Source organism: Rummeliibacillus pycnus, assembly GCF_044359855.1.
GTDB classification, from domain to species: Bacteria; Bacillota; Bacilli; order Bacillales_A; family Planococcaceae; genus Rummeliibacillus; species Rummeliibacillus pycnus_A.
In genome coordinates, this window is the sequence record NZ_CP132291.1 from 1,095,564 (window position 1) to 1,107,432 (window position 11,869).

At 34.6% G+C, this 11,869-nt stretch carries 11 protein-coding genes; 1 reads left to right on the forward strand and 10 read right to left on the reverse strand.

The annotated features are described in order from the left end of the window. Positions 1-260: 260 nt before the first annotated feature. Positions 261-635, reverse strand: a complete 375-nt coding sequence (locus Q8X41_RS05440; RefSeq protein ID WP_397539240.1) for a DUF4181 domain-containing protein — start codon at positions 633-635, stop codon at positions 261-263. Between the two features lie 422 nt (positions 636-1,057). On the opposite strand from Q8X41_RS05440, the gene Q8X41_RS05445 reads away from it, so the two are divergent. Further along, positions 1,058-1,606 carry an SMI1/KNR4 family protein gene (locus Q8X41_RS05445; RefSeq protein ID WP_397539241.1) on the forward strand — a complete coding sequence of 183 codons (549 nt, stop codon included), beginning with the start codon at positions 1,058-1,060 and terminating at the stop codon, positions 1,604-1,606. A gap of 224 nt (positions 1,607-1,830) precedes the next feature. Here the strand turns inward: Q8X41_RS05445 and Q8X41_RS05450 are convergent. The 9 genes from Q8X41_RS05450 to Q8X41_RS05490 all read right to left on the reverse strand — a co-directional run bounded on the left by Q8X41_RS05450 (position 1,831) and on the right by Q8X41_RS05490 (position 11,869). Continuing rightward, positions 1,831-2,981 (reverse strand): IS3 family transposase gene (locus tag Q8X41_RS05450; RefSeq protein WP_397537045.1). Its coding sequence is split into 2 segments (ribosomal slippage): positions 1,831-2,708 and positions 2,708-2,981, totalling 1,152 coding nucleotides; the frame shifts between segments, so codons are not numbered across the junction. A 441-nt stretch (positions 2,982-3,422) separates the two neighbouring features. Further along, positions 3,423-4,214 (reverse strand): sporulation transcription factor Spo0A, encoded by a 792-nt coding sequence (gene spo0A, locus Q8X41_RS05455; RefSeq protein WP_397539243.1) that lies wholly within the window; start codon positions 4,212-4,214, stop codon positions 3,423-3,425. A gap of 296 nt (positions 4,215-4,510) precedes the next feature. After that, on the reverse strand, positions 4,511-5,470 hold the full coding sequence (locus tag Q8X41_RS05460) for a SpoIVB peptidase S55 domain-containing protein (protein ID WP_397539244.1): 960 nt from the start codon (positions 5,468-5,470) through the stop codon (positions 4,511-4,513). A 177-nt stretch (positions 5,471-5,647) separates the two neighbouring features. Then, positions 5,648-7,345, reverse strand: a complete 1,698-nt coding sequence (recN, locus tag Q8X41_RS05465; protein WP_397539245.1) for a DNA repair protein RecN — start codon at positions 7,343-7,345, stop codon at positions 5,648-5,650. 26 nt (positions 7,346-7,371) lie between these two features. Next, entirely contained in the window at positions 7,372-7,821 is a 450-nt protein-coding gene (ahrC, locus tag Q8X41_RS05470; RefSeq protein ID WP_397539246.1) for a transcriptional regulator AhrC/ArgR, read from the reverse strand. A 102-nt stretch (positions 7,822-7,923) separates the two neighbouring features. Next, positions 7,924-8,745, reverse strand: coding sequence for a TlyA family RNA methyltransferase (locus tag Q8X41_RS05475; RefSeq protein WP_397539247.1), 822 nt, complete (start codon positions 8,743-8,745; stop codon positions 7,924-7,926). Continuing rightward, positions 8,745-10,652 carry a 1-deoxy-D-xylulose-5-phosphate synthase gene (gene dxs, locus Q8X41_RS05480; protein ID WP_397539248.1) on the reverse strand — a complete coding sequence of 636 codons (1,908 nt, stop codon included), beginning with the start codon at positions 10,650-10,652 and terminating at the stop codon, positions 8,745-8,747. Before dxs ends, Q8X41_RS05475 begins: the two co-directional genes overlap by 1 nt. A gap of 92 nt (positions 10,653-10,744) precedes the next feature. Next, positions 10,745-11,629, reverse strand: a complete 885-nt coding sequence (locus tag Q8X41_RS05485; RefSeq protein WP_397539249.1) for a polyprenyl synthetase family protein — start codon at positions 11,627-11,629, stop codon at positions 10,745-10,747. After that, positions 11,630-11,869 (reverse strand): exodeoxyribonuclease VII small subunit, encoded by a 240-nt coding sequence (locus tag Q8X41_RS05490; RefSeq protein ID WP_397539250.1) that lies wholly within the window; start codon positions 11,867-11,869, stop codon positions 11,630-11,632.

An 11,869-nucleotide genomic window follows, 5' to 3' on the forward strand; every position in this document is an offset into this window, starting at 1 on the left:
GACACAAGCATCTTGAAAGTAATATTACAGAAGAATATTCGTCCTTTTTTATCTAATCAACACACTTGTAATCTATTTGAATTAATTTTATAAGTCCATTTTCGGTTTTTAAATACAAATTGCAACACTCTATCTTTTCAATGTTCAGATTTTGATATCCCTTTACAGACGGAGCTTTCCACCGGCTTAGCTTCAGTCTCCTCGTTGAAATCTGCATCTCGCAGCACACTTCGACTTAGAAGCACTATGTTCTCATTGATTCAATTATGTACATCAAAATATTTTATTATGACTAAAAATAAGATTGTGAAAATAAGGAAAACTAACGTAATAATATATTCCTTACTCTGTCTATCATATTTCCATTCTATAAATCCACGGAATAATGTACTAACGACAAAATATATTAGCACGCTTCCGAACCATAGATCGCCTTTTAAAAAAACTTGTACTGCCAGAATAAATAAAAATATTATTAATAAAAATAATTCACCACGTTTTTGAAAGTCATTGATTGGCCCATATCTTTTCAAAGCTTTTCTATCAGTTCTTAATAATTTTCGAAGTAATATTTCAATTGCAAAACCAATGATCAAAAAAATTACAAACAAACATATCATCTTTAAAATACTCAATACGCTTTCCTCCTAATCCAAAGACCTTTTTTAAAATGAGATTGAATTAATCCTTTTCTAAATATAGATATATTATACTATAAATATTTTCCAATTCCTTTTATATACTCAATTCAAACACGATATTTTAACTTTCCTTAGCAACAAAAACCTATATAAAAACTCATCTGACAGTACTAACAAATAGCAGTATGGCATTCTCAATAGACTACAAAAAAACGCATCTCCATTTATTAAACATCATGTTCCGATTGCAAAATAAAAAGCCAACTGATCTCAGCTGACTGTTTTCTTTTTATTAAACTAAGCCCCGTCACTTTAATAAGAAAATCAACAACAAGTTACGTTCAGCCAAAAAGATATTATTTCTTAAGTGTTATGATAGATTAATATTAATTTATACATAATTAGGAGCTGCTAAAATGTGGAAAGATAAAAAGGTTGGTGGTTATTTGATGAATAAGGATTTTTATAAAGGTGAGAATTTTTGGAATACGGAACCTAAAAATAAGCGTATCGAATACCCTTTCAATGATGAAATAATAAAAAAAGCTGAAAATATATTAGATGTTCACTTCCCATCTTCATTTATTGAACTGATGAAAAAACAAAATGGTGGTGAACTTAACTATCCTTATTTTACAGAATACAAAGAGGTCCTTCCTAGCATAGAGCCAATTCATTTTGAAAAAGATGATATGAGTATATTATCTTCCAAAGAATTTTTAGAAGAATCAGATCTTCCACAAGAATTAATTGTTCTTTGGACAGATTTTCATCAATGGGTCGTTTTAGATTATCGAAAAGGGAATGAACAACCATCAGTTGTATATATAGTAGAAAACTATTTTACTGAGGAAATAGAATGGGAATTTCATAAAATTGCGGACACTTTTGATGACTTATTAAATCAATTGTTTCGAATAAGTCCGAAAAAAGCAAAGAAAAGAAAAGCTTTCTTTAAACGATAAAGAAGGACAAGAAGCATTTGAAGAAATTACGAAAGAAATTAACAAATTAGAGCCTGAAGCAAGGTGTATTCTTTTGAATAGAATTTCAATTGAATATTTCGGCATTGATAGACGTTCTAAAGCAGAAAAATTAAGAGAAGAAAAATATCTAAAAATAATATGTAATTCTTAAAGGTGGCTATATTGGGACTGAACCCTTTAAATGAGACAGTCTCAAAAAAGCATCATCCAACCAGTTGTCGATAATGAATCGGCGACTGGTTGTTTAGTTTTATTTGGATTCGAGTATTGTTATAATAGGTTATATATTCTCGTACGGTTTGCTCTACAATGGCGGTTGTAGTGCGAGTTAATCCATCGAGATAGAACGTTTCTGACTTAAGCGTCGCATGAAACGATTCAATTGGGGCATTATCAGCGGGCGTTCCTTTACGGGACATGCTCATGGTAATGCCTTTTGCTTTTACTGCTCTTTGATACGTATAGGACGTATAAACCGATCCTTGATCGCTATGAAGAATACATCCTTCGGGTAAATTATCGATTTGAGACAGTGTATCCAGTACAAATGTTGTGTCCTGACAATCTCCAATCGAATACGCTACAATCTCACTGTTAAATACATCTAAAATACTTGAAAGATATAATTGTTTGCCACCAAAAGGCAAGTAAGTAATATCGGTTACTAGTTTTTGAAGTGGCTGCGTTGCTGTAAATTCTCTGTTCATTAAGTTTTCAGCTACATGATAGGGCTGTCCAGTAGCTTTACGTTTTTTCACTTTCACACGACATTGCCAATTATATTTTTGCATAACACGTTGAACAACTTTATGATTTACTAGTCGATCTTTTCGTAGAAGTGCTGTAATTTTTCGATAACCATATCTGAATTTATTTGATTTACATAAATCACCTATCTTTTGTTCAAGAGCTGTTTTTGATTTTTCATCGGTTGATAATTTCTTCCAACGATAATAAGTAGATCTTGGAACACCTAAATGAGCACAAATTGTTTGTATTGTTACTTTCCCTTTGTATGAATCGATTAAATCGACAGCTACTTGTCCAACCACTTCCTCTCCAATTCTGCGTACTTTTTTAACACTTCAATCTGTTGTTTCAAATAGCGATTCTCCTTTTCTAATCTTGACTGTTCGCTTTCATATTCAGGACCTTTACCGAAGGTATATTGTTTGCCAACTGGTTGTTCAAAGCGATGAATTTCTCCATTTCTATACCATCGCATCCATGTTTCTACTTGTGTTTTATTTCGAATGTTCAAAGTTTCCATTACTTTTCGTACTGGCACCCCCGCTAATCTCATCTCAATTGCTTTCATTTTTACTTCATACGGATAACTTACTCTTGTCCCCATTAGAAAAAGCACCTCCAAAGAAATAGTTAGGTAACTAATACCCGAATTCCTTTAAAGATGCTTTTTTGTTTTGTCTAACCCAATGGGGTCAGTTCAATTGTAGCTGCCTTTTTTATTTTCTGCAACTTGTGGCAGAATTACTTTCTTCCTTTTATGGTATAAAGCTATTACTCAAAAAGAGTAACACCTAGCCTTGATCCAAAAGAATCACAATACAACCTGAATGAATCTAGTTGTTACTTAATTTCAGTAATATTATTTTCAATACAACACAAAAAAGCACACCTCCATTTATTGAATTTATTTGTAAACTCAATAAATGGAAATGTGCTATATAACACAATTATATTTAATTAGTTATAAGTTCAAAAAGTAGTTTATTGTTATATAGTTTTATTTTACATATAATTACAATTTACTATTACCCTTTTTTTAAACTCTTTAAACCGCTACCATTTCAATACGAATCTTATCAGCAATCATTGCGATGAACTCAGAGTTTGTAGGTTTTGATTTTAAATGGTGTACTGTATAGCCAAACATTTTGGAAATAGATTCATAGTTTCCACGATTCCATGCGACTTCGATAGCATGACGAATCGCACGCTCCACTCTAGAAGGCGTTGTATCGAATTTTTTCGCAATGTCTGGGTATAACACCTTTGTGATCGAACCAAGCAATTCTACGTCAAGATAGACCATTTGAATCGCCTCACGGAGGTATGCATATCCTTTAATGTGAGCAGGAACACCAATTTCTTTAATAATAGCTGTAATTGTGGCATCAAGTTGACGTTGATCTAATTTTTGCGGTTTAGAACCTTGTAAAATGCTGACACGTTTTTGTTTTTCAACCCGTTTACCAGCACATTGTAGAATTTTCGTCGCTAATCGATCAAATTCAAATGGCTTAAGCATGAAGTAAGAAGCGCCTAATTCAACAGCTTGCTTCATCACATCTTCTTGACCGAAAGCTGTTAACATAATTACTTGAACGTTGTTATATTGTGGATTTTCATGCATTGTTTCAAGAACAGCTAACCCATCTAGATGCGGCATAATAATGTCCAATAATAGGACATCTGGAATTTGTTCTTCCAGCATTTTCAAACATTGTTTGCCATTAGTTGCTGTGTTAATCACTTCGATTTCAGATTGATTTGAAAGATATTCCTCCATCATTTTAACTAATTCACTATTATCATCCACGATTGCAACTTTTACTCTCTCCATTAATGTTCCTCCTTAGTACTTCCTAAAATAAGATCAAAATCTGAGTATACTCTGAATGTAGACACGCTTTTGATACAAAATGGTTTATTCGACAACTTCAGGGTTAGCCCTGCAAGTTTTTTAAAAATGAGTATGTTGGAATAGATATTTTCTTGATTTCGACAAAATTATGTATATTTCATACCTGCTGTTTTCTTACCTTAATTGTAACAAATATTTATCCGAAAAAATATGATGCTTTTACTGTTTTCTTTATAAATAAGAGAAAATCCACCCGAAATGGGTGGATTTACATATTAAGCAGGTTGATTTTGGAGCATTTCAGTAATTGGTAATGCAGCCCCTTTTTCTGGACTTTCGATAAACATATGAGTTACTGCCCCTGCGAAGTGCCCGTTTTGTATAATAGGACTACCACTCATTCCTTGCAAAATGCCGCCTGTTTTTTCTTTTAATACGGGGTCTGTTATTTCAATTTGGAAGTTTTTCTCATTCACTTTTGTTATCGTAACATCAAATGACTCCACTTTTTTTCCTGATATAGTCGTTAATAATTTAGCAGGTCCTTTTTTGATTTCGGAAGGTTGCATAATTTCAATTGCTTCTGGTAAAGCTGGTTGTATAGGTTTTTGCCATTTCCCAAAAATTCCATATACACTATTAGACACTATACTTCCGATTTGACCTTGAGCATTTTCAACTGCAGAGATTTTGTATCCTGGTTCGCCAGGAATACTTTTCTTAATATGCTCAATTCTTGCGTAAAAAATTGCGCCTTGATTGAATTGAGGTGGTTTTTGTAAAATTTGATCGATGATTTGATGTCCTAATGCACCATATTGCTTGGTATCAGGATCTAAGAAGGTAAGTGTACCTATACCATCGGTTTCATCGCGAAGAAAATTCATTACGGATGTCATTTCTTCTCTTTTTACATCCAGTTTTTTATCTTTTTCATCTCTGTTAATGGTTAAAGTTATGGAGTCTTTATTGGAGGTTTTAACGATTTGATGAATGTTTTCGAGTTTTTTTACGGAAGTATCATTGACCATTTCAACAATATCCCCTCTTTTTAACCAACTTCCATTTTGTAATAACACATCATTTGAAACTGTAATGTCCGTTAATTGCAATTCCACACCAATTGAGTCTCCCATTGGGATAACCTTTTTCGCTGCACTTGCAATCGTTGTCCAGGATCCAAAAACGACAAGTAAAATAAATAAGCTCAGAAAAGAGCGCTTCGCACTTTGCATATGTCACCTCCTTTTCACTTATCATGGCTTCTATTTGAATAGTTATGAAAGGTAAATATTTGTCTACACTTTGAACGTATAAAAAAGCATCTCACAAATATTTGTAAGATGCTTAAAATTTAGGTTTTTAACAGCGACTAAATTTATAAATATTAAGAAATTTTCACTTCTGAATAATTAAATCATTGCTTTTTTCCGTTCATCAGCAATTTGAATCAATTCTTTAGCATGTTGGAATGTCAATTCAGTTACTTCCGCTCCGGACATGATACGACTGATTTCATCGATTCGATCATTACCAAAAATTTCAGTTAAAGATGTAAAAGTTCGATTTGTATCCTCTTGTTTTTGGATATGATAATGATGATCTGCCATTGCTGCAACTTGAGGCAAATGGGAAATACATAGAACTTGAGAATGTATTGAAATTGCGGCAATTTTTTCTGCAATTGCTTGTGCAACTCTTCCACTGACGCCAGTATCTACTTCATCGAAAATGATTGATGTAATACCATTTGTTGTTGAGAAAATTGTTTTCAAAGCAAGCATAACACGAGAAAGTTCTCCACCTGACGCAATTTTCGTAAGTGGTTTCGGTGGCTCTCCAACATTTGTAGCAATATAAAATACGATTCTGTCCAAACCATTATGATCAAATTGTTCTTCTTGTAATGATTCAAAATGAACGCTAAATTCCGCTTTTTCCATATACAATTCGCGTAATTGTTGCATAATAGCATCAGATAGTTTATTGCCTACTTTTTTACGAATTACTGTTAATTCATTCGCTGTAACTTGAAGTTTTTTCCGAAGTTCAATTAATTGTTGTTCATTTTTTTGAATATTTTCATCACGATTTAATAAGGATTCTAATTCTTCACCAATTTTTTCACGGTATTCTAAAATTTCCTGTAAAGTAGGTCCGTATTTGCGTTTCATTGATTGAATAAGTGCTAAACGGTGCTCTACTTCATTTAATCGTTCTGGGTCGAATTCAAGATCATCTAAAATATTTTTTACACCAAATGCAGCTTCTTGTAGATTATAAAAGGCATTCGATACTGCATCAGAATACTCTTTAAAGCTTTCATCTACTGTCGCAACATCTTCCAAATCTGCCATAGCTCGTCCAATCCAATCAAGTCCTTTTGACTCACCTAAGATTGCTTCATGAGCTGAATTCGAACATTCAAAAATTTTGTTGAAATTCATTAATCGACGACGTTCTTCGGTCAAATCTTCTTCCTCGCTTGGCTGGAATTTACAAGCGTCAATTTCTTTAATTTGAAATTGGTAAAGGTCAATTTTTTGAGCAACTTGTTGTTCGTTTACGGAAATAGCTGCAAGTTCCTTTTTCAATGATTTATATTCATCATACCGATTTAAATAGCGTGCTTTTACAGGCTCAATTTCATCTCCTGCAAATTGATCGAGCAATGATATATGGTGCTTATCATCCATCAATTCTTGGCTCTCATGTTGCCCGTGAATATCGATTAAAGTCGCACCGATTTCACGTAGTAGAGACAATGGGACAAGTTTTCCATTAATGCGACATACGCTTTTACCGTTATCGTTTAAATCGCGACGTAAGATAATCATACCTTCTTCAATATCGATTCCTGCATCCGCACATTTTTCATACGCTAAATGACTGTCCTGTGCCACTGTAAAAAGGCCTTCTAATTCAGCCTTTTTCGCACCATGTCTAATAAATTCTTGAGAACCTCGTCCACCCGCTAATAACTGAACAGCATCGATAATAATGGATTTACCTGCACCAGTTTCCCCTGTTAACACTGTTAGTCCTTCTTGAAAATCAACAGTTAGCTCTTCTATAATTGCAAAATTTTTGATAGATAGCTCTTTTAACAAGACTATTTCACCCCGTCTTTATAAGCTTACAGCATTTCAATTAATCGATTTTTGATCGCATCTCGCTCTGTATCTGCACGACAAATAATGAGAATAGTGTCGTCACCACAAATTGTGCCTAAAATTTCCTCCCAATCTAAATGATCGAGTAAAGAGCCAATAGCATGTGCATTACCTGGTAATGTTTTCATGACCAGCATATGGCTAGTTCCATCTATTGATACGAATGCATCTGCTAATGCACGATGTAGTTTTTGGATTGGATTGAAGCGTTGGTCAGCTGGTAAGCTATATTTATACCGTCCATCTTGTAATGGTACCTTAATAAGATGCAGTTCTTTAATATCACGAGAAATAGTTGCTTGGGTTACTTGATATCCTGCTTCTTTTAACATATCGACTAAATCATCTTGCGTTTCAATTTCATTATTGGCAATCATATCACGAATTCTAATATGTCGTTGGCTTTTATTCAATTGTTTTCACCTCTATGCATAATTATGCTCATTCATAAATAACGTAACATTTTTTCTTTATTTTAACAAGAAAAAACACGGTCCGACAAAGCTAGGACCGCGTTATTTCAGTTGTTGATGTGCTTCTTTAACTAAGGAAGTAAAATCCGTGTAGGATTCAATTTCTTCTCCTGGCTTTGGATTATATAGATGAAATAGAAACTCAATATTCCCCTCTCCACCTGTTATTGGTGAGTAGGAAGCATCTTTTACAACAAAACCAATTGATTTAGAAAAAGTTGCGATTTTATCTAATACTTCTAAATGAGTTTTCGCCTCACGGACGACTCCTTTTTTTCCTACTTTTTCTTTTCCTGCTTCGAATTGTGGTTTCACAAGAGCTACCACATCTCCTCCAGGTAATAGAAGTGTTTTCAATACTGGGAGAATCAATTCTAAAGAAATAAAGGATACATCAATTGTTGCGAAATTTGGAAGACCTTCAATTAAATCAGGGGCTGTAACATAACGGAAGTTTGTTTTCTCCATTACTGTTACACGTTCATCAGAACGAATTTTCCATGCTAACTGATTGGAGCCAACATCTAATGCATAGCAATGTTTTGCACCGTTTTGTAATGCACAATCTGTAAAGCCGCCTGTTGATGATCCAATATCTAGCATTAGTTTATCTTTTACATCAACATCGAATAGTTTCAATGCTTTTTCTAATTTTAAACCGCCACGACTAACATATGGTAATTGATGTCCTTTAATTGTCAATTCGCAATCGACGGGGATTTTTTCCCCCGCCTTATCGATACGAACTTCTTTTGAGAACACAAGTCCTGCCATAATCGTACGTTTTGCTTTTTCACGTGTTTCGCATAAGCCACGTTGAACTAATAATATATCAACGCGTTCTTTTGGTATTTTTGTTGTCATTATGCTTTTAAACCTGCTTGCTTATTCGAATTTTTGGCTACTAATTCTTCGATACGTTTTACTGCTTCCTCGTCTGTAATATGCAAATCGCGAAGCAATAAATCGACACTACCATGTTCTACGAAGACATCTGGAATACCCATGCGATCGATTATGTCTGTTGAGTAGTCATGATCATTAGCAAATTCTAATACAGCACTACCAAATCCACCCTCAAGCATAGCTTCTTCAATCGTTAATATTGGTTTTCCGCTTTGCATTAATCGGTGAAGCATATTCTCATCCATTGGTTTGATGAAACGTGCATTGATAATTTCAACTTTAATCCCCTTAGCTGCAAGTATATTTGCTGCGTCTTCTGCTAGAGGTATGGTTGTACCAAATGTCACGATTGCTGCATCTTTTCCTTCTCTTAGCACTTCCCATGAACCAATTTGGATATTGTGTAATTCTTCATCCATAGGCACACCTAAACCATTACCTCTTGGATAACGAAGTGCAATTGGACCGTCATCATAATCTAATGCGGTTTTCACCATATGTTGTCCTTCATTTTCATCTTTTGGCATCATAATCACAATATTCGGCATATGTCGTAAAAATGCAATATCAAAGACACCTTGGTGGGTTTCTCCATCTGCTCCAACTAGTCCTGCTCGGTCAATTCCGATGAAGACATTTAGATTTTGACGACAAATATCATGTAACATTTGATCATAAGCACGTTGTAAGAATGTAGAGTAAATCGCTAAAAACGGTTTCGTTCCAGACTCAGCCATTCCAGCTGCCATGGTAGCTGCATGTTGTTCTGCAATACCAACATCAAAGAAACGATTTGGAAATTCTTTCGCAAAACCTTCCAGTTTTGATCCAACTGGCATTGCTGGTGTGATAGTTACAACACGCTTATCTACGCGAGCAATTCTTGTAACTGTATCTGCAATCAATTTAGACCATCCGGGTGCAGTCGTGCTTGATTTCACAAAGTCTCCTGTTTCAATTTTATAAGGACCTGTTCCATGCCAAGTACCGATTGTATCAGTTTCAGCTGGTAAATAGCCTTTACCTTTTTTCGTGACAACGTGAATAATAACGGGACCTTGCATTTTTTTGGCATTTTGTAATGTTGCTTCGAGTGTTTCAAAATTATGACCATCAATCGGTCCAAGATATGTGAAACCTAACTCTTCAAAGAACACACCTGATACAAGTAAATATTTTAAGCTATCTTTTACTCGTTCAGCTGTAGAAGCTAATTTTCCACCAACTGCTGGAATTTTCTTCAATAAACCTTCTAAATCGTCTTTTGCTTTGTTATATTGGTTCGCTGTGCGAAGACGACCTAAAATATTATGCATAGCACCAACATTCGGAGCGATAGACATTTCGTTGTCATTTAAAATAACAATCATATTCTTTTTTTCATGCCCAATATGATTTAGTGCCTCTAGGGCCATACCACCTGTTAAAGCACCATCACCAATAATTGGAACGATATAGTTGTGTTCACCTTTAACATCGCGTGCAGCTGCCATGCCCATAGCTGCAGAGAGTGATGTGGAACTGTGTCCTGTTTCCCAAACATCGTGTTCACTTTCATTACGTTTAGGGAAACCACATAAACCTTTATATTGACGGAGTGTATCAAATTCTGATGCACGACCAGTTAAAATTTTATGGACGTAGGCTTGATGTCCAACATCAAAAAGAAATTTATCTTTAGGACTATTAAAAGCACGATGAAGTGCAATTGTTAGCTCAACAACCCCTAGGTTCGGACCTATATGCCCACCTGTTTTTGAGCATTTTTCAATTAAAAACTTTCGAATATCATAGCTCAGATCTCGAAGTTGTTTCGTATTTAATTCTTTCAAAAAGGATGGACTAGATATACTGTTTAAATCCATCGCCATCACACACCTTTTCATTATAGATTCATCGCACAATGTTTTTTACCATTATAACAGTGATAATCAATTGCACAAAATTAAATGGGCTGTTATTTGTTACGATGAACAATATATTCAGCAAACTCTTTCAATAAATTACTTTCAGATGGCAATTTTCCCAATGCTTCAATAGCCAAATTATAATGTGTATGAAGTTTTTCTTTTGCACCATCTAATGTTAAAAGTGCAGGGTAAGTGCTCTTATCACTCGCAACATCTTTTCCTGCTGTTTTACCTAATTGTTCTGTAGTTCCTACTATATCAAGGATATCATCTTGTATCTGGAAGCATAGACCAATATGATTTGCATATTCAACCAAGATAGCCTTTTCTTCTTTTGAGGCACCTGCTAAAATAGCTCCAGATTCAATACTAAATCGTAATATAGCACCTGTTTTATTGACATGAACGTTTTCAAGTTCTTCTAATGTCAATTGCTTTGTTTCACCTTCGATATCTAGGATTTGACCTCCTACCATACCTTCAGCACCTGCTGCAACACTTAGCTTATCGATAAGTTCTAAACGTTTTTCGGCGTCAACTTGTTCCATTCGAGCTAAAATACCAAATGCAATCGTATTGAGTGCATCTCCAGCTAATGTTGCAAATGCATCACCATATACTTTATGGTTCGTCAATTTACCTCGGCGATAATCGTCATTATCCATACTTGGCAGATCATCATGGATCAATGAATAGGTATGAATCATTTCAATGACAGCACCTACAGTGTAAGCTGCATCATCTTTTACATTGAAATGATCCATAACAGCTAATACAAATAGCGGACGAACTCTTTTACCACCTGCGTTTAAGGAGTAAAGCATTGCTTCTTTTAATATTTCTGGTGCTGTAATCTCTTTCACAAGATCATTCATACGTTGTTCAACGACAGGAATGTTCTCAATCATAAATGCTTTCAATTGTTGCGTCATTTACTTTTTTCCCTCTTCTCCTGCTGGTTCAAACGGCTGTTCATTTCCGTTTTCATCCATAACGGAAACTAGTTGTTCTTCAGCTTTAGTCAATTGTTCATGGCAAAACTGAGATAATTTCATTCCTTTTTTGTACAGTTCAATAGCATCTTCTAATGGAACTTCACCTTGTTCTAGTTGATGTACTATTTCTTCAAGATCATTGATCGATGTCGCAAATGTTTGTTTTTTACCAGTCAT

Bases quoted from the DNA above. Each gene is read 5' to 3' on its own strand.
- Q8X41_RS05490 (WP_397539250.1), bottom strand. From the start codon at position 11,869: ATGACTGGTAAAAAACAAACATTTGCGACATCGATCAATGATCTTGAA.
- Q8X41_RS05485 (WP_397539249.1), bottom strand. From the start codon at position 11,629: ATGACGCAACAATTGAAAGCATTTATGATTGAGAACATTCCTGTCGTT.
- spo0A (WP_397539243.1), bottom strand. From the start codon at position 4,214: ATGGAGAGAGTAAAAGTTGCAATCGTGGATGATAATAGTGAATTAGTT.
- Q8X41_RS05475 (WP_397539247.1), bottom strand. From the start codon at position 8,745: ATGACAACAAAAATACCAAAAGAACGCGTTGATATATTATTAGTTCAA.
- Q8X41_RS05460 (WP_397539244.1), bottom strand. From the start codon at position 5,470: ATGCAAAGTGCGAAGCGCTCTTTTCTGAGCTTATTTATTTTACTTGTC.
- Q8X41_RS05445 (WP_397539241.1), top strand. From the start codon at position 1,058: ATGTGGAAAGATAAAAAGGTTGGTGGTTATTTGATGAATAAGGATTTT.
- dxs (WP_397539248.1), bottom strand. From the start codon at position 10,652: ATGGATTTAAACAGTATATCTAGTCCATCCTTTTTGAAAGAATTAAAT.